The sequence below is a fragment of the Collinsella sp. CLA-SR-H006 genome, assembly GCF_040097075.1.
In the GTDB taxonomy this organism is placed as follows: Bacteria; Actinomycetota; Coriobacteriia; order Coriobacteriales; family Coriobacteriaceae; genus Collinsella.
In genome coordinates this window covers 15,603-39,501 of the sequence record NZ_JBBNPD010000016.1, presented here as the reverse complement: position 1 = coordinate 39,501, position 23,899 = coordinate 15,603, and the positions used below count along the sequence as shown (strand labels likewise).

Annotated in this window: 22 protein-coding genes; 11 read left to right on the top strand and 11 right to left on the bottom strand. The window is 60.4% G+C overall.

The window, feature by feature from the left end; translation table 11 throughout:
- Nucleotides 1–41 precede the first annotated feature (41 nt).
- From AAA069_RS08965 to AAA069_RS08950, 4 genes are all read right to left on the bottom strand, one after another.
- On the bottom strand, nucleotides 42–1,184 hold the full coding sequence (locus AAA069_RS08965) for a diguanylate cyclase (protein ID WP_349128160.1): 1,143 nt from the start codon (nucleotides 1,182–1,184) through the stop codon (nucleotides 42–44).
- Between the two features lie 189 nt (nucleotides 1,185–1,373).
- Entirely contained in the window at nucleotides 1,374–2,396 is a 1,023-nt protein-coding gene (locus AAA069_RS08960; protein ID WP_195521014.1) for a 2-keto-3-deoxygluconate permease, read from the bottom strand.
- Between the two features lie 149 nt (nucleotides 2,397–2,545).
- Nucleotides 2,546–2,869 carry an AzlD domain-containing protein gene (locus AAA069_RS08955; protein ID WP_006234452.1) on the bottom strand — a complete coding sequence of 108 codons (324 nt, stop codon included), beginning with the start codon at nucleotides 2,867–2,869 and terminating at the stop codon, nucleotides 2,546–2,548.
- A complete protein-coding gene (locus tag AAA069_RS08950) occupies nucleotides 2,859–3,515 on the bottom strand; it encodes an AzlC family ABC transporter permease (protein WP_267473397.1) in 657 nt (218 codons plus the stop codon). Before AAA069_RS08950 ends, AAA069_RS08955 begins: the two co-directional genes overlap by 11 nt.
- A 162-nt stretch (nucleotides 3,516–3,677) precedes the next feature.
- On the opposite strand from AAA069_RS08950, the gene AAA069_RS08945 reads away from it, so the two are divergent.
- Nucleotides 3,678–4,490 carry an HD domain-containing protein gene (locus AAA069_RS08945; protein WP_349128159.1) on the top strand — a complete coding sequence of 271 codons (813 nt, stop codon included), beginning with the start codon at nucleotides 3,678–3,680 and terminating at the stop codon, nucleotides 4,488–4,490.
- Here the strand turns inward: AAA069_RS08945 and AAA069_RS08940 are convergent.
- Genes AAA069_RS08940 through AAA069_RS08930 form a run of 3 tightly spaced genes read right to left on the bottom strand, consistent with a single transcriptional unit; the run spans nucleotide 4,487 to nucleotide 8,112 of the window.
- Nucleotides 4,487–5,692 carry an electron transfer flavoprotein subunit alpha gene (locus AAA069_RS08940; protein WP_117769803.1) on the bottom strand — a complete coding sequence of 402 codons (1,206 nt, stop codon included), beginning with the start codon at nucleotides 5,690–5,692 and terminating at the stop codon, nucleotides 4,487–4,489. The genes AAA069_RS08945 and AAA069_RS08940 overlap by 4 nt on opposite strands.
- Complete coding sequence (locus AAA069_RS08935) at nucleotides 5,693–6,508, bottom strand: electron transfer flavoprotein subunit beta/FixA family protein (protein ID WP_117769804.1); 816 nt, start codon at nucleotides 6,506–6,508, stop codon at nucleotides 5,693–5,695.
- A gap of 2 nt (nucleotides 6,509–6,510) precedes the next feature.
- Nucleotides 6,511–8,112: an FAD-binding oxidoreductase gene (locus AAA069_RS08930; protein WP_349128158.1), complete on the bottom strand. Its 1,602-nt coding sequence runs from the start codon at nucleotides 8,110–8,112 to the stop codon at nucleotides 6,511–6,513.
- A 345-nt stretch (nucleotides 8,113–8,457) separates the two neighbouring features.
- Here AAA069_RS08930 and AAA069_RS08925 point away from each other — a divergent pair, with 345 nt between their 5' ends.
- From AAA069_RS08925 to AAA069_RS08885, 9 genes are all read left to right on the top strand, one after another.
- A complete protein-coding gene (locus AAA069_RS08925) occupies nucleotides 8,458–8,754 on the top strand; it encodes a hypothetical protein (protein WP_035137058.1) in 297 nt (98 codons plus the stop codon).
- Nucleotides 8,751–9,260 (top strand): hypothetical protein, encoded by a 510-nt coding sequence (locus AAA069_RS08920; protein ID WP_349128157.1) that lies wholly within the window; start codon nucleotides 8,751–8,753, stop codon nucleotides 9,258–9,260. The genes AAA069_RS08925 and AAA069_RS08920 overlap by 4 nt, the downstream gene beginning before the upstream one ends.
- A 90-nt stretch (nucleotides 9,261–9,350) precedes the next feature.
- Nucleotides 9,351–9,950 (top strand): hypothetical protein, encoded by a 600-nt coding sequence (locus AAA069_RS08915; RefSeq protein ID WP_349128156.1) that lies wholly within the window; start codon nucleotides 9,351–9,353, stop codon nucleotides 9,948–9,950.
- A 49-nt stretch (nucleotides 9,951–9,999) separates the two neighbouring features.
- Nucleotides 10,000–10,215 (top strand): hypothetical protein, encoded by a 216-nt coding sequence (locus AAA069_RS08910; RefSeq protein WP_349128155.1) that lies wholly within the window; start codon nucleotides 10,000–10,002, stop codon nucleotides 10,213–10,215.
- A gap of 18 nt (nucleotides 10,216–10,233) precedes the next feature.
- Nucleotides 10,234–11,664 carry a hypothetical protein gene (locus AAA069_RS08905; RefSeq protein ID WP_349128154.1) on the top strand — a complete coding sequence of 477 codons (1,431 nt, stop codon included), beginning with the start codon at nucleotides 10,234–10,236 and terminating at the stop codon, nucleotides 11,662–11,664.
- 118 nt (nucleotides 11,665–11,782) lie between these two features.
- On the top strand, nucleotides 11,783–12,499 hold the full coding sequence (locus AAA069_RS08900) for a DUF554 domain-containing protein (protein WP_349128153.1): 717 nt from the start codon (nucleotides 11,783–11,785) through the stop codon (nucleotides 12,497–12,499).
- 88 nt (nucleotides 12,500–12,587) lie between these two features.
- Nucleotides 12,588–14,348, top strand: coding sequence for a TerB N-terminal domain-containing protein (locus AAA069_RS08895; protein ID WP_349128152.1), 1,761 nt, complete (start codon nucleotides 12,588–12,590; stop codon nucleotides 14,346–14,348).
- Nucleotides 14,341–15,645: an ATP-binding protein gene (locus AAA069_RS08890; RefSeq protein WP_349128151.1), complete on the top strand. Its 1,305-nt coding sequence runs from the start codon at nucleotides 14,341–14,343 to the stop codon at nucleotides 15,643–15,645. Before AAA069_RS08895 ends, AAA069_RS08890 begins: the two co-directional genes overlap by 8 nt.
- A gap of 116 nt (nucleotides 15,646–15,761) precedes the next feature.
- Nucleotides 15,762–18,206, top strand: a complete 2,445-nt coding sequence (locus AAA069_RS08885; protein WP_349128150.1) for a DEAD/DEAH box helicase — start codon at nucleotides 15,762–15,764, stop codon at nucleotides 18,204–18,206.
- Between the two features lie 27 nt (nucleotides 18,207–18,233).
- Here AAA069_RS08885 and AAA069_RS08880 read toward each other — a convergent pair whose 3' ends face one another.
- The 4 genes from AAA069_RS08880 to AAA069_RS08865 form a co-directional block, all read right to left on the bottom strand.
- Nucleotides 18,234–19,112, bottom strand: a complete 879-nt coding sequence (locus tag AAA069_RS08880) for a fused MFS/spermidine synthase (protein WP_346963586.1) — start codon at nucleotides 19,110–19,112, stop codon at nucleotides 18,234–18,236.
- Nucleotides 19,113–21,017, bottom strand: coding sequence for a tRNA uridine(34) 5-carboxymethylaminomethyl modification radical SAM/GNAT enzyme Elp3 (locus AAA069_RS08875; RefSeq protein WP_349128149.1), 1,905 nt, complete (start codon nucleotides 21,015–21,017; stop codon nucleotides 19,113–19,115).
- A gap of 97 nt (nucleotides 21,018–21,114) precedes the next feature.
- The gene (locus tag AAA069_RS08870; protein WP_349128148.1) at nucleotides 21,115–22,014 is read right to left on the bottom strand and encodes a DUF4097 family beta strand repeat-containing protein; all 900 of its coding nucleotides are present in this window, start codon (nucleotides 22,012–22,014) and stop codon (nucleotides 21,115–21,117) included.
- Complete coding sequence (locus AAA069_RS08865) at nucleotides 22,014–22,736, bottom strand: helix-turn-helix transcriptional regulator (RefSeq protein WP_349128147.1); 723 nt, start codon at nucleotides 22,734–22,736, stop codon at nucleotides 22,014–22,016. Before AAA069_RS08865 ends, AAA069_RS08870 begins: the two co-directional genes overlap by 1 nt.
- Before the next feature lie 267 nt (nucleotides 22,737–23,003).
- On the opposite strand from AAA069_RS08865, the gene AAA069_RS08860 reads away from it, so the two are divergent.
- Nucleotides 23,004–23,876, top strand: a complete 873-nt coding sequence (locus AAA069_RS08860; RefSeq protein ID WP_022094355.1) for a hypothetical protein — start codon at nucleotides 23,004–23,006, stop codon at nucleotides 23,874–23,876.
- The last annotated feature ends 23 nt before the right edge of the window (nucleotides 23,877–23,899 follow it).

The window sequence follows — 23,899 nt, the reverse complement described above, 5'->3', positions numbered from 1 at the left end:
ATAGGAGCGCACGACCATCAATGCGGTCGTATGCCCCTTTTCTAGCGTATTTGTACGCCGGCTTTCTTTTTCTCGGCCTTGACGCGATAGAGCTCCGCATCGGCAGCGCGAAGTAAGTCTTGCCAGGTATCAACACTATCGCCGACCCGCGCGCAACCGATGGACATCCGCAATGCATACGGCACCTCGGCATGCGCGAGCTCGTCGTTGATTGTCGCGCACAGATGCATGATATCCCGTTCCGCCACTGCCTTTTGGAGCACCACGAACTCATCGCCACCGTAGCGTGCGATAAAGCCACCAGACGCCGAGCAGACCTCTTTGAGCGCAGCGGATATAACCTGAAGAGCATGGTCGCCCTCCACATGTCCATAGCGATCGTTAATCTGCTTAAAGCCGTCAGCGTCCATCATAAGCAGATATACATCTTCGGCCTGATCCACATTTGAAAAGAGCGACAGCATATAGGTCTCAAAACGGTTGCGGTTGTTGAGTCCAGTCAACGGGTCAGTCGAGATCAGTTGCTCCTGGCAGATGATATAGAGCAGCAACATGCTAATCATTATGCCGACACAAAGGCCAGGCACCGAGTATACGATCTGAAAGGTACCGCCCACCAGGGCCGGAATGGCGAAAAATGCCAAGGTTCGATAGATAGCCTTCGTCTGCAGGCTCTCGACCCTGCGAGATTGCACAAACGCATGCAGGGACGTATGTATAACGTAACAGTAGCTGACAATGGGCTGGATCATATAGGCAAAGCCGCGACGATACACGCCCTGCGAATCGATATAGAACAAGGCGTGCGTCCAGTAACTGGTAAAAGCCAACACGACCACCAGAGCCGTAGGCAACGTTACAAGCACCACCCTATAGCGCGAGGTCACAAGGCGAGAGCCCTGCATCGTCTCGGAATAGATAAACCAAATGAGACACGCGATGGCAAAGAGCGAAAACGAAACCGCGTTGGAAATCCAGTTGGCAGCAATACCCAACGTGCCGTCCGCACCATCCGAAAACGTCCAGATCATATCGAATAATATGTACGCGGCAGAGGTGTAGCCAAGCATGCTAAACAATAGCTGCAGGGTGCTCGAGAACAAGGAGCGACGACTTCGCGCGGCAAGCCCGATAAGAACAATCATGCATAGCAGGAATATCTCAATCTTGAGTGCCTTAACCACTAGACGCCATCCCTTCAATATCCGAATGGTCAGAATCGCCCAATTCGAATCAGGGCAATAAACACCCCTTTACTCCGCAGGGGTAAAGGGAATCATAGCAAAGCGCCCGAACATCACTGCAAAACAGTTTCTGTTCGGGCGCTCGGACGGCGCGAATTGCACGCCGGAATCAATTATCGGTAACGGCCGTTACTCGCCATCGATGTCGGTCGCGACGGCCTCCTCGATGGCCTCGACACCGGCAGGCGACAGGTCCTCCTTGCCCTGGCAGAACTTCTTGTCGACCCAGCCGGTCAGAATCGGAGCCATGATTGCCGTGATGATAACGGCAGTGGCGATCTGGGCGTACGCGGTGGGCGCAAGCTCGGCGTAGCGCGGCGCGACCTCGGCGAGAGCAACCGGCGTGGTCATAGCCGTGCCGGCGATGGTGGAACAAGCCACGGCAGCCTTGCCGTTACCACCGCACAGGCGCTCGAACGCAAAGGTGATGGGACCGACGACAAACAGCGTGACAAGGCCCAGCAAGATGCCGGAAATACCACCGGCGATGAAGCTCGAAAGGCTCATGGACGCACCGAGCTGAAAACCAATTACAGCGATCGCGGGATTGGCGCCGGGAACCAGCAGGTTCTTGATAAACGGGAACAAGTTGCCCAGAACCATGCCGATAACGAGCGGCAAAATGGAGCCGATGATAGTACCGACAGGGATGTTGGCAAGACCCGAAACACCAAGGATGATCATCGTGACGGCGGGGCCGGCCGTAAAGAACAGGATACCGACGGCGCCCTGCTCGGACTCATCGCCGAACTCGCCCATGATGCCCGTATAGAGCGCCATGTTGCAAAACGTAATGCCGCCGATGATAGACACGGAGCTCAGACCCAGGAAGTTGTCGTTAAAGAAATATGCCACGCCTAGGCCGAGAGCCGCTGCGACGACCAGCTTGGGAATCAGCACGACGATACCGGTCTTGATGGCGCCCGGCGTGGACTTAAAGCTGATGCCGGCGCCCACGAACAGCAGGATCGCGGCGACGATGGTATTGGAGCCACCGCGGCAGGCAGCCGTAAAGAAGCCGCCGATCTCAAAAACCTGCGGGCAGAAGGTGTTGAGCAAAAGACCGACGATCATCGGATAGATCATGATGTCGCCCGGGATGCGCGGAACCTTGAATTTCTTTTGCTCGTTGGCAGTCGCTTCCTGTGCCATGAAACCCCCATTTCCGCTGACGCGGAACAAAAGCCCACGTCATGCTTTGCTACAGTAAAGTTTGACCATGGTACCAGAAGAATAGACCAGCTCGGTGAAAAATTCGACAAGTTGGGATGGAACGAGATTCGGCGCCCGCGACGCCACCCCTATATAAGGCTCAAGACAATATAGAGTACGATGCCCGAGACGCAGCACCACAGCATCGATTTTGTCTTGACCGCCACGACCACGACGCCGACGGCCGCAATCCAGGGAACCAAGGCAGGCCAGAGTCCCGCGTCGAACGCGCCGGGGCTCACCAAGTCGTTGGCGACCAGCGCGGCAAAGGCAGCGGGCGGGATATAGCCCAGGGCCTCGGTAATGCGGGGCGACAGGGTCCGCCCGCGCAAGGCGAACGCCGGCGCGATGCGAAAGAACGCGATAGCAGCCCACGACGACAGCCACAGAACCAAGAACTCGTTAACGGGCATCGCGGGCACCTCTTCCGTCAAATACAGCATCGCACGCCAACGCAATGGCAATGCCGGCCACGACGCTTGCCGGCACGGCAATATTCGTGAGGCCCAAGAACTTGCATACGGCGACGGACACCGCGCCCGAAACCGCCGCGACAACGTTGCCGCGCGACAGCCGCTGCGAAAAGAGCAGGCAGATAAAGAGCGAGGTGCAGACAAAGGCTGCAATGGCGGTGGGAACATCGACAACGGCGCCGACGATGGTGCCCATCGTACACGAAACGCCCCATGTTGCGATGAGGATCACGTTGAGCACAAAGGACTCGCGCGGGCCCCAATCCTCCCCTTCAACCAACTTGGCAAGCGAGATGCCATATGCCTCCTCGGTAAGTGTCGCGGCAACAGCCAGCGTCTGACGCTTCGAGGCACCCGTCAGATGCGGCGCGATCGATGCCGAGTAAAGCGCAAAACGCGAGGAGATGGCGGCAACGCTCGCGATAATCGAAGGTGCCGGCACGTCCGCCAGCCAAAGATTGCAGATCATAAACTGGCCGCTGCCCGTCACAAACGTGCTGCTCAGGGCAAAGACCATCCAGGGCTCCATTCCCGTCTGCCCCATGATCATTCCGCACGGCGCGCCTATTGCAACATAGGTAAGCATCACCGGCCAGACGGTTCTAACGATTTTGAACACCATACGCTTCTCATCCTGACAAGGTCTCCGAGCCGCATGTAGCGATACGGCAGAATCATCATCCGACAGCAACCGAGTTCACCTACAATTGCCACCGGATCGAAAGACACAACTTTTTAGGAAGTCATTATGACAGCTATCGATCGAGACCGGGCGCGCGCGGCCTTCAAAAGCTACACCGATGCCTACGACGCCACCAACCCACGCATCGCGCTCAAAATCGAGCATACGTACCACGTGGCCGAGGCATGCGATGCCGTAGCGCGCGAGCAGGGCTGGTCGTCAGAAGATATTGACCTGGCATGGCTTTGCGGCCTGCTACACGATATGGGCCGCTTTGAGCAGCTGCGACGCTGGGACACCTTTAAGGACGCCGAGAGCATGAGCCATGCGGCGCTGGGCATCGAGGTCCTCTTTGGCGAGAATCCCGCCGATGCACCCGCCACGACAAACATCCGTGACTTTATCGAAACCGGTGCGCATGACGAGCTCATCCGAGCGAGCATCGCCTATCACAGCGGCTTTCGCCTGCCGGCACAACTCGACGAGCGTACACGGTGCTTCTGCGATATCGTGCGCGATGGCGACAAGATCGACATTATGCGCACCATCGCCGACAGCACCGTCGATACCATCCTCAAGGTGGATGAGGACGCGTTTCTAGCCAGTCGCTTCTCGGTACCGACGCTTGCCGCCTTTGACGAGCATCGGTGCGTCGCGCGCGACGAGCGCAACGAGCCGGCGGACTACCTGGTGGGACTCATCTGCTTTATGTTTGAGCTCGTCTATCCAGCGAGCCGCACGCTGGCGCGCGAGCAGGGCGATATCTACCGCCTGCTCGACGCGCCCTTTGGCATTACGCGGCCCTTTACCGACCCCGCCACGCAGGCGACTTGGAGCCGCCTTAAGGACGAGATGCGCGACTGGCTGGCGCGCGCCTAGCGCTCAAGCTGGGCCAGCAGTTCCTCGACGACCTCGACGGCATCGCCGACAACCTTGTACTGGGCAGCACCAAAGATGGGGGCATCCGGGTCCTCGTTGATGGCGATAATGCACTCTGCCCCACCGATGCCGGCAAGATGCTGGATGGCGCCCGAAACACCGATACTCACGAGAAGCTTGGGCGAAACCGATACGCCGGTCTGGCCAATCTGATGGCGACACTCCAACCAGCCGGCCTCCACGACAGGTCGCGTGCAACCAAGCTCGGCTCCCAGAGCCTCGGCGAGCCTTCGCATCAGGGGCAGATTCTTCTTGGAGCCAATGCCGCGGCCCACCACGACCAAGCGCTCGGCATCGGCGATCGAGGCCTGCTGCCTCCACTCCTCGGCGGGAATCGAGATCTCGACACGAGCCTTAGCATCATCCGCAAGCGATATCTGGGTGATCGTGCCGGAGCGGTCGTAGTCAAAGTCGGGCGCCTTAAAGATGCCGGGACGAACCGTTGCCATCTGGGGACGATGATTGGGGCAGACGATGGTGGCCATCAGGTTGCCGCCAAACGCCGGACGCGTCTGTTGCAGCAGCCCCGTCTCCGTATCCATCGAAAGTACGGTGCAGTCAGCCGTAAGGCCCGTCTGCAAGCGCACGGCAACGCCGGGTGCCAGTTCGCGGCCAAAAGCGGTCGCACCGTATAGGATGGCCTCGGGTTTGCGTTCGGCTACCAAATCGCAGATCAAGCGGGCGTAGACCTCCGCATCGTTTTGGCGCAGGCGCTCGTCGCGACAGGCCAGGACTTCGTCGGCGCCCGCGCAAACCAGATGCTCCAGGTCGCCGAGAGAACCCTCGGGACCCATACCGATCAGTGCCACCAGACGGCAGTCGCGAGCATCGGCAAGCTCGCGGCCCTTGCCCATAAGCTCATAGGCAACGGGAGTCACCGTATCGTGCTCGTCGGTCTGCGCGAATACCCAAATGTCTCGATATGCATCGAGGTCCACCGCACCAGCGGCCTCGTCACGCTCGATCGAGATAGCGTTGACAGGGCAGGCGTCGACGCACCCACCGCATAGGATGCAGCCGTCGGTTACGCGGGCGCATCGGCTGGGTCGCTCGCCTTCCACTACGATGCCGCCCGAGGCACAGGCGCGAACGCAGCGACCGCAGCCGATACAGGCTTCGCTATCGATAATCAGTCCGCTCATCTATGCCATCCCCTCGATAATCTTGGCAAGCTTTGCCGCCTGCTCGGACGCCGTCCCCTCAACGGCCTCGCACGTTTGGTCACGGTCGGGCACAAACGAGCGCACGACCTGTGTCGGCGACCCGGCAAGACCGCAACGCGCGGGGTCGGCGTTCACGTCGGCGGCACTGACCACGCGCACGTCCGCCTCCTCCGCCGCGCGAATACCGGCAATACTCGGCATACGCAACTGGCCAATCTCCTTGGCAGTCGTCATCGCGCACGGCATCTCAAGGTACACCGTCTCCTCGCCGGCATCGCATCCGTGAACGAGCGCCAGCGAGCCACAGGTCGTAAAGCCCGCGCTCTGCACGCAGCTCACGTCGGTCACGCAGGGAATATCAAAGGCACCGGCAAGCTCGGGGCCAATCTGGGCCGTATCGCCATCCACCGCCATCTTGCCGCAGATGAGCAGGTCGAAGTCCTCGTCGAGCGCCTCGATGCCGCACTTGAGGGCATAGGTGGTTGCCAGGGTATCGGCACCTGCAAAGGCGCGATCGGTCAGCAGCAGCGCATCGTCGGCGCCTCGAGCGATGCAGTCGCGCAGCAGCGACTCGGTCGCGGGGATGCCCATCGACACCACCGTCACGCGCACATCCATGCCAAAGCCGATAAAGTCGTCCTTCAGCGCCAGCGCGCATTCCAAAGCGCTCGCATCAAAGGGATTAATGACCGCCTGCTTGCCATCGCGCACGATGGTATTGGTCTTGGGGTCCATCTTGACCTCGGTGCTGCCCGGCACGGCCTTGACGCACACCACCATATGGAAATCGCTCATCTTCACGCGCCCCCCTTCTGGACGAGCTCATCCAAGAGCTTCTCCGAAAACAGGTTACCGCGACCCAGCTGCCCGGCAGGATCGAGCTGGAGCTTGAGCCGCGCCGACTCGACCATGGCCTCGTGACCGTACATCGTCTCCAAGAAGCCCGCCTTGATCTTGCCGACGCCGTGTTCTGCGGAGACGGCACCGCCCATGGCCGTGACCTCGGAAGCCCACTGGGCAAAGAGTTCTGCGCCGCGGCGATAATCCTGTGCATCGCGCGGCAGAATGTTCACATGCAGATGGTTGTTACCGATATGCCCCCAGGCGGCAGATTCAAGCCCACTTTCCGCCAGCGTGCGGCGATAGAGGGCGATAACATCGGCCAAGTGCGCGTTGGGCACCGACATGTCCGAACCCAGTTTGGTGATGGTGGGATCCATGCGGCGGCGCTCGTCGATGAGCATGTTGACGCTCTCGGGCACCGCATGGCGGAAGAATCGCTGACACTCGCGATCGACCTCGGTGCGCGCGACCCATGTCGCATCGTCACTGCCGCCCGCAAGCTCCAGTACCCACCCCAAGTGATACAGCTCCTCAGTCGCCTGGGCTTCGTCGTCGCAGTCGAGCTCCACGTAGACACAGACCTTGGCGTCTTTGTCGAGCGCAGGCAGCGAGGCAAACGCCGTCGACTGCTCGCGCTGGCGACGTAGAATATCCAGGGCGCCAGCATCGAAGTACTCGATGGCAGCCGCATGGGACAGGACGGGACGCACAGAATCGGTGAAGGACACGGCCTTGTCTTCGCTGTCGAAGAAGCAGCTCACGCCCCAAACGACCGCGGGTGCCACCTGCAGGGCAATCTCGAGTTCGGTGATGACGCCGATTGTGCCACACGCACCGATAAACAGATCGATGGCATCCATATCGTCAGCAACGAAATAGCCCGAAGCATTTTTTGTCTTGGGCATGGTATAGCCGGGAAGATCGAGCTCGAGTGTACGGCCCGCTGCCGTCACGAGCGACAGGTGGCGGCCCTGGGCAAAAGCCTCGCCGCGCCGAAGCTCAAGCAAATCGCCATCAGCCAGCACGACGTGGAGTCCCGTGATATGTGGGCGCATGGGGCCGTAGGCGTAGCTGCGGGCACCGGAGGCGTTACATGCCGCCATGCCGCCCAGACAGGCAGACGCCTCGGTGGGATCGGTGGGAAAAAACTGCTCGGGAGCCTCTTGGAACTCCTCGTAGGCCTCAAGCGATGCCTGGTCCCAACCAGCGGTCGGCAGCACCTTCTTGCTCAGCTGCTTGCGCAGCTCCGAGAGCACAACGCCCGGCTCCACGCGCAGCAGAAATTGGCCTTGTTCATCGCGGCGAAGGCCCAAATAGCGATTCATACGGGAAGTATTGAGGATATGCCCGCCGTGGGGCACGGCGCCGGCGGCAAGGCCGGTTCGGGCGCCCTGAAACGTTACCGGAACACGCTCGGCATGGAGCTTTTCCAAAATGGCACGGACCTCGTTTTCCGTTGTCGGAAACGAGATGCTCGAGGCCTCGCCCGATGCGCGAGATTCATCGCGGCCATACTCTTCGAACTCGTCGGTGAAGGGTTTGATGGTTGCAGACACGCGAACTCCCCCTTTAGCTAACTACAGTGTTTGCAGGGAGATGTTACCGCATCGTTTCGTCGACGTGTTCGAGACCGTCTCCATAATTGGCGTTTTTTACGTTCGTGCAATTCGGCGAGCGGCTTGATTTCCTCGGCAGACGATGCTTTTGACACATATGGCCCCGCCGTCGCCGACCGCGCGATTGTCGCTCGAAAAAAGTTGGAGTATTTTTTGCCGCCTTTTACCTGCGGAGACGCCAATCCGTCAAGCATTTGGTCAGAAATTGGTCAAGTAGCGGCTGATAAGGTCGGCGTCGACAGCCAAAACCGATAGAAGTTTTGGCCCAGAAGCAGGGAGGTTCCCATGGCATATTACTGGCCCCAGTACGGCATCGCCATCGAAGTCGACGACGATCCCCATCTCCTGCCTTTCGACGAAGAGGCATTCCCCGATACGACGGTCTACCACGTTACCACCGATGTGATCTGCGACCCCGAGTCGTTCTCGGCGCTCGCCCACCACATCGCGCATATCCACGACATCGAGCTCCCTCCCGACTTCGACGAGCTCGTCTACTCGCGCCGTCTGATGCTTCACATGCTCTTTGGAGCGGACCCGTCCACCTTTGCGCGCGTCTATACCGCCAAGGATGCCGCATGAGCGCGAAGAAGCCACCCCACTTTGCAGGCCTGGGTCGTCGCAAGAAGCTCATCGTTGCCTGCTTGGCCATCGTCTGTGCCCTTGTCGCCGTAGGACTATACGTTTGGCAGTCGCAGCCCGTACCCGAGGCGGGCGCTTCGGTTACGACGGCCGAGGGCAAAACGCGCCAGGAAATCCAAGATGAGCTCGACGCCATCGTCCGCGACAACATGATGACGATTTCGGTCGCGCCGGTCGCTCAGCTGCAGGAGGACGGCAAGCTGCGCGTCAACGTGCAAAACGTCCAAGACAATAAATTTCCCCAGCGATTCCGCGTCATCCAAAACGACGAGACCATATACGAATCCGATGTGGTCGAGACCGGCAAGACAATCGAGACGTGCCCCGCCGGCGACATCAAAGAAGGCGAGGCGTACATCGAGATCCAGGCACTCGATGCCAAGACCCTCGACAGCCACGGCAATCCGACACGTGTCAAGGTACGGGTTGAGCAAGCCAAGAACTAGTTTTTCCGGCCGACGCGGCACCGCACGCAATTCACCAGCATTCGTCCAATCATCGCGGGGACGGCCCGCGGCGAATAGAAAGGAACGACCATGGACATCACCAGGAACATGAACGGAGCCAGAGCGCTCGTCGTGGGCGCAGGGCTCGCGCTCGCGCTCGCAATGGGCGCCGCCCCGACGCCAGCTATGGCGGCCGGGCGCGTTGGAACCACGAAAGTAATGGTCAGGACCGAGATCGACAACGTTGAGTTCAAAGTTCCGACGGTTATTCCCTTCGTCGCCAAGGCCGACGGCACGCTTCAGGGCCCCTCAGAAGACGCGACCACCATCGACAATCATTCGGCCTACGGCATCCATGTCACCAACATGAAGATCGACGCCATGAACACCTGGACCATTGCCGCCGACGCCAAGGCCGGAACCGCGCAGAACTCCATCGACTTTAAGGTCGGCCCCGACGGCGCGCTCCAGAACGCCAGCGCCGCAATGCAGGGGACGGGCCTCGATCTTTCCAAGAATGCAGCCTTCGACATGGGCTACCAGGGCATTGCCGGCGGCACGGACAAAATCAAGCTCAAGACAAGCGGAAACGTCGCCCGCGTCACGCGCGACATCTTCCGCGTAACCGGCGAAGGCGATCAGGTTGCGACGATCACCTGGACGGTCGAGCCCGGTGTGCACACGGCATAAGGCCGTCGCCCTGGCCGCCGCCGTCAGCATCCTAGCGTTTGGGCCAGCCATGGCCTTTGCCCAGCAAGAACAGGCGCAGGCCGCCACGCAAGTGACGGTCGACCTCTCGGAGCTCGACCGCGGCGACCGCGAGGAACCGTTGGCGCAGACAGGCGACAGACGATGGCTCTTGGCAGCAGGCGCCACAGCAGCAGGCGCGGGAACCGCCGGCCTCAGTCTGCACATCAAACGCAGCCAGAAACAAAACACGGACAGGCCGCACTAAATTAGCTAAGGAGACCCCATGACATCGAAGAACCTTTTGCCCGTCGTCGCACTCTGCGGCGCGCTCGCAACCGGAACGCCTGTCGCCGCTTGGGCGACTCCCGTCATGGCAGACTCCTTACCAGCAGCCCTAAGCTCCGCACCAAATCCGTCGAGCGCCATTGCGTGCAAGCGTTTTTCGATCGCACAGGCCGCAATCTCGACCTCGGGATGCCTTCGTCGTAATACGGACGGCTCGATAGTCGTGGATATCAATCGTTCGAACAAGGCAAACGGCTCCCAAGCGGGGTGCGCCGTCTGCACGTGGCGCTCGGTTGTGCTCGATGCAGATGGCGATCCATGCAATTTAGAGCTGCGCATCGACACCGCTTCGGTCGATGACTCGGCGAACGGAGCGAAGGTCGCCTTCGACGGTACGTTTTTCGAGAAAGGAGGCGGTATATGTCTGGGCTGCGCCGCCGCGAATGCAGACGATGCGCAGCCCACCCTCTCATTCACGGTATCGTTGCGGCTGACCAAAGCCGGCACCGATGCCGTCGCGGCGGGAGAAGCGTCCCTGCTGTTCTACGCCGTCAGTACCAAAGACACAGACGCTCATTTCGAGAAGCCAGCCGGATCACTCAGCCTTACACGAGGGATAGAGGCAGGCCCTATTGAAATCGATGCCCACGCGCAAAGCAGGCAACGCATTCTTGCCGACCCGGCGCTTCTCGAAATGGAGTGGAACGGATCCGGAGCCATCGGAATTCTCCCCTCCGCGCTTGACGCCAAGACGCTCCCCCCAAACGACGAACCCATCAACGTAACCATACAAGAAGAGAGCGCGGATAAAGAAGCAGGTGCGGGCGACACGCCGTCGCCGACAAACAGCGTCCCAGCTTCTTTCGAAGCGCCGAATGAGCCCGCTGCCGATCCAAACGATCCCGAGCTCGCGGACAGTCTGGGGCTTGCTGATCCTCAAGAGATCGATGAAGGTAACTGCTGCGTGCTTGCCGCGCTCGACCACACAGAGGTCATCGACGCTGCGAACATCGAAGTTGCCGCCGCCAATCAGCCCGTCCGCAAGTCAGCCATCATCGCATTTCCTGAATCCATCGAAGTCGTCTTTTTGCCATCGGGCGAGGTCGTGGCCCCAACACTGCTCACCTTGTTGGGCGCCAAGAATACTCGAAACGAAATTAAAAAGGTCACGGTTGTCGACCCTGCAACCACCGCCAAGCTGCGTTTATACGCCGTTGCTCCAGACGGAGGCAAGACCTTAGAATTCGATGGTGACACACTCCTAGCCTGGCGACGTCTGGACATTATGCAAGACGTCTCGTATCAGATCGAACTCGAAGGGTTTGATCGTGCCCGCGATGCCAATATCATTGCCGCGGCTATTGAATCCCCACAGCGGCTTATGACACTGCGCTTTGAATACTATCCCTATGTCCCGACAACCACCTGAGGCTTAAATGCTGCGCGTCGCTGCTAATGCCACTTATATAACGTATTAGATGAGTCGCGATGTACCTCGCATTCCACTCTGCTACGATTGCCACGTTGGCATCAATACGGGAGGGCTCATGCCGGGCTTGGGAACAATCATCAACGTTGTGCTTTTGATTGCGGGCGGTCTTTTGGGATTAGCGGGCGGCCGCTTCATTACACCGCGCATCCAAGACACGCTCATAAAAGCATCGGGGCAGTGCGTCCTGTTTATCGGCCTTGGCGGCACCATGCAAAAGATGCTCCTTATCGATGGGAAGGCGCTGGCGACCACCGGTACCACCATGCTCATCGTCTCATTTGCGGTCGGTTCGCTCATCGGCGAGGCCGTCAACTTGGAAGCCGCCATCGAGAACCTTGGCGAATGGCTCAAGCGCAAGACTGGCAGTGAGGGCGATAACGAGTTCACCAACGCTTTTGTCTCGACTTCACTCACCGTGTGCATTGGCGCCATGGCCATTGTGGGATCGATCCAGGACGGCCTGCTCGGCGACTGGTCAACGCTTGCCCTCAAGGGCGCACTGGACTGCATCATCGTCTGCACCATGACGGCCTCGCTTGGCCGCGGCTGCATCTTCTCGGCCCTGCCCGTCGCCGTGTTCCAGGGGACGATCACGTTGTTTGCCGGCGCGCTCTCCCCCATCATGACCACAGCGGCCCTCAACAGCCTTTCGCTCGTAGGCTCCATGCTCATCTTCTGCGTCGGCGTCAACCTCATCCGTCCTCAGACCTTCCGTACGGCCAATATGCTTCCCTCCGTCGTCATCGCCGTCATCTACGCCCTCCTGTTCTAAATCTATCTACGCAGCAGTATCTCGAACACCTGTTTGATGCTGTGCTATGATATGAGGTCACCGAAGCTGCGTTAGGAGAGGAGAAGCGGTGGCCGACCAGGACATCAAAATGCTCATCGAGCGCATTATGGCCGAGGCTCGGACCCATCAGTCCGCCCGTTTCTCAAACGAAATCTACGCAGACGAGCCGATTCTCAAAACCGGCCGACAGATGCAGAATTTCCTCCCCGACCAGTACCGCAAAATGCGCGAGATATCGCGCTGGCAGGATGACCCCAAGGGCGGTGCGGGCCGCTGGCTTTCGGAAGCCGAGCTTTTTTACCGCCAGGGCCTGCTGATGGCCGACTTTGAGGACGACTGTCCCTACAACGGCACCTTTAAGTCGTACTTTCCCACCTACAACGCCATGAGCGACCGGCAGCTGCGCGGCTACTTTACCTGGCGTGCCCAAGTGCGCCGCGGAACCGTCGAGGAAACGTCTACGTCCTTTGCCTTCCTGTATCTCTATGAGCTGATCTGCGGCATCGGCGTTGATGACCCGCTCGATGGCTTTAGCAAGATCAAGGCCTTTTGGGATGCCTACCGTGCCTTCGAGCCCGGCATCGACCGGTTTGCACGCGTGTGGCTGCAAGATTACGCCGTGTTCCACGGGCTCGACCCCAAGCTGCTTCGCGACTCTAAAACCGTCATGTTCGATAACGCCCTTATCGAGCTGCGGCGCGCGGCTCGAGACCTTGTACCAGCACAGGCACCGTCCGGCCAGACCTCTAAGCGTCGCAAAACCTCCGAGCCCACGCTCCCCCTTCCGCCCGACGAGGCAGGCGAGGAGCGACTCATGACCGCTATAAACGCCCTCTCCACGTACAACCTGAATAACTCACGGCTCGACCGTTCCCACCATCGCGACCTGCGCCACGTGGCATGCGCCGTGTATGTCCGTATGGCGCGCTACTATGACACGCACCGAAAGACCGGCATCGTGGCGAGTTTATTTGGGGAGGAGACGGCCATGCCCTACACCATGTTTGCCTCGGCCGTATTCTTTGCGCCCGAGCGCCACGAGGACTGCGAATATCGCCTGGATCCTATCCATATCTACCGTTGCCAAAACGGCTTTTGGGAATGCATGCGCATCCACGGTAGTAGGCAAAAGAGCAGCAAGCTCGGTGAAATGATGCGCGCCTGCGACCAACGCCTGCGCCTGGCGCTGGACCCCGCCCATCCCCTTAAGGAAGAAAAGGTCCCCAAATATCTGGCCAAAATTATCGATGACGAGATTGTGGCATGGCTTTCGTGGGACGCCGTACACCAGCCCGTCAAGATCGATATCGATCTGAGTCAGCTGGGGCACATTCGGAGCGCCGCTGCGCAAACGCGCGAAGCGCTTTTGATCGACGAGGAACGCGAGGACGGCGCGTCCGCAGAAGCCGAGGCAGCGGACTCAGGGCAACCGGAAGCCGAGCCCGTAACCGACGCGATTGTCGAGGCGGTCGTGACACCCATTCGGCAGGACTTGACCGACGAGCCGACCATATCCACCGAACAGTTTGGTGTCGTGGCACCGCTTCTCGCGCCGACGCCCGCGTTCGCAGCTGCTGCGCCCGCTGAAGCCACAAACGAACTCGCGCCCGCCGCAGATGCCTTCCTTCGCGCACTGCTCGAGCAAAACGCAGCGCAAGCGACATCGGCAGTGGCGCACTCGGGACAGAGCGAGGACATGCTCGTCGATAGCATCAACGAGGCGCTCTTTGACCTGGTGGGTGACACCGTAATTGAATTTAGCGCGGCAGGGCCACAGATTATCGAGGACTACAAAGCAGACGTGAGAGGATACCTAGACCATGAGTGATACCGCATCCGCAGCGCCCCGTGTACCCAAACGCGTCGCCGCCGTTATCCTTAACTCGCTCAAGGGCGGCGTGGTCCCGCGCATCGGCCTTCCTTACATCACCGTAGGGCGCGAGGTCGAGATCCGCGCCCTGCTTACCGATCTGAGTCTCATCGCCGATGGCGGCGCAAGCTTCCGTTTTTTAGTCGGTCGCTACGGCGCCGGCAAGAGCTTTTTGCTCCAGACCATCCGCACGCACGCCATGGGCGAGGGATTCGTCGTCGCTGATGCCGACCTGTCGCCCGAGCGCCGTCTGCAGGGCGGTCAGGGACAGGGCCTTGCCACCTACCGCGAGCTCATCCGCAATATATCGACCAAGACGCGCCCCGAGGGCGGTGCACTCAACCTAATCCTCGATCGCTGGGTCGCCTCGTGTGCCGATGCCGACGAGTCTGCCGTCAATGCCCAACTGGCGCCGCTCGAGGAAATGGTCCACGGCTTCGACTTCGCCCGCATGCTCCGCCGCTATCGCATGGCTGTCTCGGAGGGCGACGAAGAAGCTATGAGTCGCGTGACCAAATGGATTCGCGGCGAGTACCGCACCAAGAGCGAGGCACGCGCTGAGCTGGACTCCTCGACCATCATCAGCGATGACGACTGGTACGACTACGTTAAGCTCATTGCACGCTTTTTGGTCTGCAGCGGATACAAGGGCATGCTGGTGCTCATCGACGAACTCGTGAATCTGTACAAGATTCCCAACGCGATCACGCGCCAATACAACTACGAGAAGATCCTGACTATGTACAACGACACGCTCCAGGGCAAGGCGCAGTACCTGGGCATGATCATGGGCGGCACTCCAACCTCTATCGAAGACCGCCGCCGAGGCGTGTTCTCCTACGAGGCCCTGCGCAGCCGACTCGCTCAGGGCCGCTTTGCGCGCGAGGACCTTAAGGACATGCTCGCGCCCATCATCCGCCTGCAGCCACTCACCTATGAGGAGTTGCTGGTGCTGATCGAAAAACTCATGCAAATTCACGCCGGCTACTTTGGCTGGACGCCCACGCTTACCGAGAACGACTTGGTGGACTTCCTCAAGATCGAGTTCGGTCGTGTGGGAGCCGACACGCATCTGACGCCGCGTGAAGTCATTCGTGACTTTATCGAACTGCTCGATATCCTGTGTCAGAACCCCGATGCAAATGTGGCGGAGCTGCTGCAAAGCGTTGGTGGCGACGCGCTGGCGCCGGCAGCCGCAACAGGCGACACCGGCACCGCAGACGGCGACCGTAACTTCGCCGAATTCACCATCTAACCTGCCAAAAAGGGACAGGTTTATTTTGGCAGGTTTTATCTGGGCAAACGTCGAGGCAGTAATGCAGCAAGCCACTGCCCACCGCGTTGAGAGATTCGTTTTTGAAAGGAGGCCCCGTGAACGCCTTTGACCGCTACGCCCCGTTTATCCAAGACTTCATCTACTCCCACGATTGGGAGAGCCTGCGCTCTATCCAGGTTGCGGCGGCAGATGCCATCTTTAACTCGCAGGACAATGTGCTCCTGACGGCATCCACGGCTTCCGGCAAAACCGAGGCAGCCTTTTTTCCCATCCTGACCGAGTTTTGGGAGAACCCGCCCGCAAGCGTGGGCGCCCTCTACATTGGCCCCCTCAAGGCGCTCATCAACGACCAATTCGTCCGCCTCAACGACCTGTGCGAAGAAGCCGATATCCCCGTCTGGCACTGGCATGGCGATGTCTCGCAGTCACACAAGGCTAAGCTCATCAAAAAGCCGAGCGGTATCCTTCAGATTACGCCCGAATCGCTCGAGGCGCTCCTGATCCATAAGCACATGGCGATCCCCCGCATGTTTTGCGACCTGCGCTACGTCGTCATCGACGAGGTTCATTCGCTCATGCGCGGCGACCGCGGCGGGCAGACGCTCTGTCTTATCGAGCGCCTCTCGCGCATGGCAGGCGTGCAGCCCCGCCGCATTGGCCTTTCGGCCACCATCGGCGACCCCGAGCGCACGGGTGCCTTTCTCTCGCAGGGAACGGGACGCGACTGCGTTATCCCCCGTTTTGAGGAACCGCGTCGCGTGTGGCGTATCTCCATGGAGCACTTCTACAACTCGGGTCCCCAGGCACAGCAGCGGGGATTCGTAGGCACAGGTCCGCAGGAAGCCGAAGTGCTCGCATGCGAGCGCATCGAGGCGGTGGCGCCCACGGCACTGCCCGCCGGCGCCCAAGACATGCGTCACAGCGGGCAGCTCACACAAGAGGAGCGCCGTCAACGTCGTGAGCGGGCACGGGGCAAGGCCGCACCCAAGGACCGTCGCACTTCCTCGGCCCCCGAGGGCGAAGTCGACATCCCACGAGCGACCGAGCAGGCGCTTCTCAACCCCACCGACACGGCGCCCGACAACGCCGACCCCGGTATGGGCTATATCTTTGAGCATACGCGCGGCCGCAAGTGCCTGGTCTTTGCCAACTCGCGCGAGGAGGCAGAGGCCGTGTGCTCCATGCTGCGCAGCTACTGCGAAAGTCGACACGAGCCCGACCGCTTTCTAATCCATCACGGCAACCTTTCGGCATCGCTGCGCGAGACGGCCGAGGAGCTCATGCGCGACGAGGAGCAGGCGCAGACAACCGTCACCACCTCTACGCTGGAGCTCGGTATCGATATCGGCCGCCTGGAGCGCGCCTTCCAGATTGACGCGCCGTTTACCGTCAGCTCCTTTTTGCAGCGCATGGGGCGCACGGGACGCCGCGACCTTCCGCCCGAGATGTGGTTTGTCATGCGCGAGGAAGAACCCGAGCCGCGCACGATGATGCCCGAAACCATTCCCTGGAAGCTCCTGCAGGGTATCGCGCTCGTACAACTCTATCGCGAGGAAAAGTGGGTCGAGCCGCCCGAGCTCGATCGACTCCCCTACAGCCTGCTCTATCACCAGACTATGTCGACCCTCGCCAGCACCGGCGAGCTCACGCCGGCCGAACTTGCCCAGCGCGTGCTCACGCTCAGCTATTTCCACCGTATCTCGGCAGACGATTACCGTGTGCTGCTACGTCACCTCATTAAGATCGACCATATCCAGGTCACCGAAGGTGGCGGGCTCATCGTGGGTCTCGCGGGCGAGCGCGTCATCAACAACTTTAAGTTCTACGCCGTGTTCCAGGAAAACGAGGAGTTTACCGTCCGGAGCGAATCGGCCGAGCTGGGCACGATTGTTAATCCGCCCCCGCCCGGTGAGCGCATCGCCATCGCCGGACACTGCTGGATTGTCGAGGAAGTGGACTGGAAGCGCCACACTGTCTTTGCCACGCAGGTCAAGGGCCGGGTGCCGGCCTACTTTGGCGACTGCCCCGGCGACATCAATACACACGTACTCGAGCGCATGCGCAAGGCGCTCAACGAGCACGCGACATATCCGTACCTCATGGGTAACGCACGGGCCCGCTTAGCGCAGGCTCGTCATACGGCCAAGCTTTCGGGCGCGGGAACTAAGCCGCTCATCAACCTGGGCGGCGATACCTGGGTGCTCTTCCCCTGGCTGGGCAGCTACGCCTTTTTGGCGCTCGAGCGCATGCTCAAGATTAAATGTGCCGCTGAGCTGGGCCTTCGCGGACTCGACCCATCACGCCCGTACTTTATGCAGTTTAAGATGAAGGCCGATGAGGAGACGTTCTTTGAGGTGCTCGCCGCCGAGGCCGAGAAGGACTTCGATCCCATCGAGCTCGTCTATCCCGGCGAGGTGCCTTATTTTGACCGCTACGACGAGTTTGTTCCCGAAGAGCTCGTGCGCAAAGGCTTCGCCGAAGGCGTGCTCGACATCGAGGGCATGAAGCAGCGCGTCCTCAGCTGGCGCGACCACGCCTAAGACCAGTCCTTTTTGGGACGGGGAGACTTACTTGTCGTGAAGGACGGTGCCGAGGAAGTCGGTGTCGAAGGGCACAGCTTCGGCAAAGGCGTAGTCGCCGTCGCTGGCGATGAGCAGATAATTCTCCTCGCCGCCGAACTCTGCATCGCCACATGGGACCACCCAGGCGTGGGCGAACACCTCGAGCGCCGTGGCGGCGCAATCGCGCAGGAACGTTACGTCGCTCCCCTCGTTTGCGCTCACGATATTGGCAACGTAGATACCCCCGGGGTTCAGGCTGCCTCGCACCAAACGCAACGCCTCAACCGTCGCCAGCTCGCGTACGGGCTCGACACCGCCAAAGCAATCGCTCACGACCACGTCGTAGCGACGATGGCCCACGCTCGTCACACCCAAATACGAGCGAGCCTCAGCGGTAATCACCCGCAAGCGGTCGCCCACCGCACGCTCCAGCTCGTCCAGGTAGAACCAGCGGCGCGCTAGGCGCGTAATCTCTCCGTCATACTCGATAACGTCCATGCACAAGTCCTCGTGCGACATCAGCGCGAACTTGGGATAGGCAAACCCGCCGCCGCCCAGCATAAGCATGCGGTCGATACCGTGACCGTAAGCGTCGCGCATCGCATCCTCGGCCTCAAACACGTCGTCAAACGAACGATAGTACGTAAAGACGGGCTCCGCCCAACGCTCGCCAACGTAGCTTGCACTTTGGTAGACGCCGCCTTGTACCAATACGCGGACTTCGTCGCCGCCCTCGTCGTGCACGCGCTTCACACGCGCCAACCCATTGCGGGTTCGCGCAACCTGCAGACAGGCAGCACGAACAGCGACGGCGGCCGCACCAAGCGCCGCGGCCCCCAGAGCAACGCCGGCAACGACGCCGGCAGAAACACTCGGCTTGTTCATCTAGAGCTCCTTTTGCAGATAAAGGCCATAGTCATAAAATCCAAGATGGCGATAGTACTCGCGCGTACCAATCGCGCTGATCACGTTGATGCGCGCATAGCCCGCGTCCCGAGCAATATGGCACGCACGCTCCACCAGCGACCGTCCCAATCCATGGTGCTGGGCTGCCTGGCCTTGATCCCCCACGCGCGCCGCCATGCCATACACGTGTACCTCGCGAATCATCGCCTCGTCCGGCATCGTCGGCAACTCGTCCGCATGTGCGGCAACAAAAGCGCGAACGGGCAGCGACAGACGCAAAAAGCCGGCGATCTTGCCTTCGGGCGTCACCCACTGCAAAAAGCGTTCACGCGTCACCGGCGTCTCGTAAGCGACCTCATCAAGAGACAGTTCATCCAGGTCGGCACCCGCGGTACTGATCTCGCGATAGCGAATCTCGCGCACCGTCGCACCGTCACCCCGAGCAGCCAGGCGGTTCTCAACGAGCTGACGCAGGTTGGGCTTCTTGTTGCCCACCATGATGTCGTCGGAGCTAAAGTCGCGGATCATGCGGCTGATGCGGCAGAACGCCGGCGTCACCACGATGTCGTCGGCCAGCACATCGAGCAGTTCTTCCTCGGTATAGGGGCGCCACTCGCCGCGCTCATAGCGGCCCACCAGACGCGAGCCCTCGATGAGCGCGCACGGGTAGACCTTGACCTCGTCGGGCATAAAGGCCCCCTCGGTCATAAAGCGCTCGTAGTCGCGCTTGTCCCCCTCGGGCGTGGCGCCCAGCAAGTTGAGCATAAAATGCGCGTGGATCTTAAAGCCAAACAGACGCGCAAGCGAAAACGCCCGCTCGATCTGAGCCACCGAAATACGACGCTCGTTGATATCGAGCAAATGTTGGTCGAGACTCTGAATACCCATCTGGATCTTGGTGCAGCCCAGGCGGCGGATGAGCGTAAGCGCCTGCGGCGTTACGGCATCGGGGCGCGTCTCGATAACGAGCCCCACCACGCGATGCTTCGCCGTCTCGTTGATGCGCTGCTGACGCTCAAGCTCCTCCATCGTTGCCGTCTGCCACTCAGTGACCTCGCCCCACGGCGTACCGGGACCGTACAGACGACGCACCGCACGGTTATAGCCGCCCACGGCAGCATCCACACGCCCCTGCTCGTCGGCAACGCCGGCAGCAAGCTCGACCTCGTCTGTCGCAATGCCGGCGGCCCGATAGCGCTCACGGCGCTCCGCTACCACAGGCGGCAGGGCATCGGCGGGAGCGTCATCGAGCAGACGCCCCGCCTCGGCACGGCTGATGCCCGGACGTGCCAACATGGGGTTGGCCGCCACGCCGGCGACGGCATCGTCATTGAGTGCACGGAAAAGCTCCGACATAAACCATGTCTGATAGCCTTCCGGATAGTCGCTCCAGGTACCGCCAAGCACAATGAGCTCGATCTTATCGGTCGCATGCCCCATCTGCGAAAGCGCGGTCAGGCGAGCGCTCACCTGCAGATACGGGTCAAAGCAATTTTGCTCCGCACGGGCGCATGCCGGCTCGGCGTGCAGATAGCTCTTGGGCATGCGCAGATCGTTGGGGCAAAACAGGCAATCGCCCGAGCATGGCCAGGGCTTGGTAATGACGGTAATGGTCGCCACGCCCGAGGCCGTTCGGCGCGGCTTCATACGCAGGACCTGCAGCAGTTGACGCTCCAGATCGGAATCGACATTCCACGCAGCCCACCGAACCGGCTCCTCACGTTTAACCCGCTGGTAGAACGGCAGCAGACGGCGCTTGGCCAAATCGCGTTTGTCGGCACCCTCACGGCGCGCCTCGGCATGTATCAGTTTGACGAGCGCTTTGTCGTCCACGGTCTCGCCGCGACGCAGGGCCTCGAGTATGTTCAAGATAATCTGTTCCATGTCCCCATTGTAAAGGCAAAGGCGCCGGAGCCGATCTCGGCTTCGGCGCCTTCATCAAAGAGCATGCCTATATGTACCGATCTCCGAAAACCGCATGTCACTCCGGATCAAACGACATGTCGCCCGAACCGACCTCGAAACGATACGTAGCAGACTTATCGCCGTTGTCGAATTCAAGATTCAATATGGTCTCGCCATCGTAGCCAAGCGGAAGGAAATCGCTCTCGAAGTCACCGCTGCCCACGGTGAGGCTCGCCTTAAAGCCCGTAGAGTTCGGAACCGTCATCTCCACATCGCCCGAGTCCACGCTTACGTCCATCGACTTCGCGGGGGCCTGGTAGAGCTCGAACGTCACATCGCCCGAACCGACCTCAGCACTGAGCGCATCAGTCACGCTGCCCGCAAACTCTACATCTCCCGCACCCAGGAAAAGGTCGAAACCATCACAGGTGACACCGGCAATCTGCAGATCACCCGAGCCCACGTGCGCGTTGACTCCCTTCAGATGTTCGGCAACACGGCGCGGCAGCTCGACCGTAACTGAGCGATCGATTGCCTTACCGTCATCACTTCCAAACTGGGAAACCTTGAGCGTCGAGTCCTCGACGGATGCGATGTTCTGCGTCGCGGCCTTGGAGGCATCCATACCATTGGCAACGCGTCCCCGCTCGATAACGCGAGCCTTGTTACCATCAATAACCTTGACGTCCACCGTAGCCGCATCGATATCGAAATCGAGGTAGCGAAACTCATCGGCATCAAAGGTCGTACACGAAAGCTGCTGAGGCCGAGCGGAATAGTTACCGCCATCGTTCATAAAATCGTCGTCATCAACCACATCGTCCATACCGGACAAGCCGGGTATAACATCGTCGAGATCCCACGGGCCATCAAAATGAATCAAAGTCCGCGAAACGCCAAAAACAAGCCCGATAATCAGTACAAACGCTCCGATGCCGACGCCCAGGCGCAGCTTGGATTCATGCGAAAGCTTCATCATTCGTCACCTTCTTTGGCACATGGCTCAGCGGTGGCCGCGGTAGCCACGTCAGCATCAGGTTCCGCAGAAGTATCCTTCCCCTGGGCCCTGACCGCCGCCGGCGCCGGACCAACCTGAATATCCCCGCGTGCCCAATCACCATCGAGCGCACGCGCCACCCAGTGATAGATGGGAATCGTAAAGAAGATCAGTGCGGCAAAGGGGCCGGCGCCAAACAGGAACATCAGCAAAAAGAACAGTAGCCAGCACACAGCCCAATACGGGAACGACTGGAACGGGCCCTTCACCGGAGTCGAGCCTACCGCGGTGCCACTCGTCGCCTGTGCCGTAGCGGCATTGGCGGCCTGCGCACTCCAGCTTGCCGCTTGCGCTGCCTTGGCCGCAGCATCACTCGCCTGCGTTGCCGCCTCGGTAGCGCGCGCCGCCGCCTCATGGGTACGCGCGCGCTCTGCCGCCTCGGCCTCGCGCTGGCGGGCGCGGTCCTCGTTCTCAAACTCGATATCGTCCTCGATCTCGTCGCTCGGATTGAGCAGCTCGTCCAGGCTCACGCCATAGAGCTTGGCGAGCGAGATCAGGTTCTCGGTATCGGGCGAGCTCTCCGCACGCTCCCATTTACTAACCGCCTGGCGCGACAGCCCCAGCTTTCGCGCCAGCCCTTCTTGGCTAAAGCCCTTGCTGCGGCGAAGGTCGGCGAGCCGCTGCGCAGTTTCTACATTCATGGTTCCTCCTATGTGATGCCAGCCGTGCCGCCGGACCGTTTTTGTTCTTAAGGCGCCTTGCACAGTTAAAAATCTATCCGCCACCGCCAAAAGCATGCCACCTATTCTAGTGAGATTTTTGACAACTGGCGGTTGCGGGCACATATGAGCTGCGGAAATGTGTCCAAACAAAGCAATGAGCCGCAGCTCGGTTGTCCCCGTTGCGGCGTTAACGGTAGTATGGTCATACTGTTTATTCCGCACCGCCAACGGAGGGAGTTCCGCGCCGTGAACCGCGATTTCGCCTCATCGCTCATCCAGCTCAACAACACGTTCTATCGCGAGCACTCCGCCTCCTTTTCCGATACGCGCCAGGCCCCGTGGCCCGGCTGGGTGCGCACCATGGACATCGCGCTCGAACAGCTCGACGTCGCCACGATCGAGCATCCCGTCCGCGTCTTCGATCTCGCCTGCGGCAATATGCGATTCGAAAACTTTGCCGCCGGCGGCGCACTTGCCGCCAAGGGCGTCGACGGCGCAAACCCCTCGGCAGATGCCAGCTGCCCGTTTGAGTTCTATGGCGTCGACTCGTGTCAAGACCTGGCCATCGATGCACATGGCCACGCGCTGCGCATTCCCAACCTGCACTTCCAGGAACTCGACGTGCTCGACGCCCTCATGAAGCTCAACCCCGCCGAAACACCCGACGTGCTTTTCGACGCCCCGCTCGCCGATATCTCGGTCTGCTTTGGCTTTATGCACCACGTGCCGTCGTGCGAGTACCGCGTACGCGTGCTCGACGCCCTGGTGCGGCAAACGCGCCCGGGCGGCATCATCGCCATCAGCTTTTGGGAGTTTATGAACGACGAGCGCATGGCGCGCAAGGCCGTTCGAGCCGAAGCCCGCGCCGAGCTCACCCCGCCGTTTGAGGGTTACGATTCCGCGCAGTTTGAAGCCGGCGACCACCTCATTGGCTGGCAAAACGACCGCCACGCCTACCGCTATTGCCATCACTTTGACGATCAACAGATCACCGACCTGGTGCGCGGCGTCCGTACGTTCTACAAAAGCGGCGAGGTCCCCGTGCGCGAGCTTGAGCGTTTCCATGCCGACGGTCGCAGCGGCGAGCTCAACCGTTATGTGATCCTCAAGCGCCTGTAGGCATCGACGACTCGCCGCCGAGC

Coding starts and splice junctions, on each gene's coding strand:
- AAA069_RS08960 (WP_195521014.1), bottom strand. CDS start 2,396: ATGGCACAGGAAGCGACTGCCAACGAGCAAAAGAAATTCAAGGTTCCG.
- AAA069_RS08955 (WP_006234452.1), bottom strand. CDS start 2,869: ATGCCCGTTAACGAGTTCTTGGTTCTGTGGCTGTCGTCGTGGGCTGCT.
- AAA069_RS08950 (WP_267473397.1), bottom strand. CDS start 3,515: ATGCTTACCTATGTTGCAATAGGCGCGCCGTGCGGAATGATCATGGGG.
- AAA069_RS08945 (WP_349128159.1), top strand. CDS start 3,678: ATGACAGCTATCGATCGAGACCGGGCGCGCGCGGCCTTCAAAAGCTAC.
- AAA069_RS08940 (WP_117769803.1), bottom strand. CDS start 5,692: ATGAGCGGACTGATTATCGATAGCGAAGCCTGTATCGGCTGCGGTCGC.
- AAA069_RS08935 (WP_117769804.1), bottom strand. CDS start 6,508: ATGAGCGATTTCCATATGGTGGTGTGCGTCAAGGCCGTGCCGGGCAGC.
- AAA069_RS08925 (WP_035137058.1), top strand. CDS start 8,458: ATGGCATATTACTGGCCCCAGTACGGCATCGCCATCGAAGTCGACGAC.
- AAA069_RS08920 (WP_349128157.1), top strand. CDS start 8,751: ATGAGCGCGAAGAAGCCACCCCACTTTGCAGGCCTGGGTCGTCGCAAG.
- AAA069_RS08915 (WP_349128156.1), top strand. CDS start 9,351: ATGGACATCACCAGGAACATGAACGGAGCCAGAGCGCTCGTCGTGGGC.
- AAA069_RS08910 (WP_349128155.1), top strand. CDS start 10,000: ATGGCCTTTGCCCAGCAAGAACAGGCGCAGGCCGCCACGCAAGTGACG.
- AAA069_RS08905 (WP_349128154.1), top strand. CDS start 10,234: ATGACATCGAAGAACCTTTTGCCCGTCGTCGCACTCTGCGGCGCGCTC.
- AAA069_RS08900 (WP_349128153.1), top strand. CDS start 11,783: ATGCCGGGCTTGGGAACAATCATCAACGTTGTGCTTTTGATTGCGGGC.
- AAA069_RS08890 (WP_349128151.1), top strand. CDS start 14,341: ATGAGTGATACCGCATCCGCAGCGCCCCGTGTACCCAAACGCGTCGCC.
- AAA069_RS08880 (WP_346963586.1), bottom strand. CDS start 19,112: ATGAACAAGCCGAGTGTTTCTGCCGGCGTCGTTGCCGGCGTTGCTCTG.
- AAA069_RS08875 (WP_349128149.1), bottom strand. CDS start 21,017: ATGGAACAGATTATCTTGAACATACTCGAGGCCCTGCGTCGCGGCGAG.
- AAA069_RS08870 (WP_349128148.1), bottom strand. CDS start 22,014: ATGAAGCTTTCGCATGAATCCAAGCTGCGCCTGGGCGTCGGCATCGGA.
- AAA069_RS08865 (WP_349128147.1), bottom strand. CDS start 22,736: ATGAATGTAGAAACTGCGCAGCGGCTCGCCGACCTTCGCCGCAGCAAG.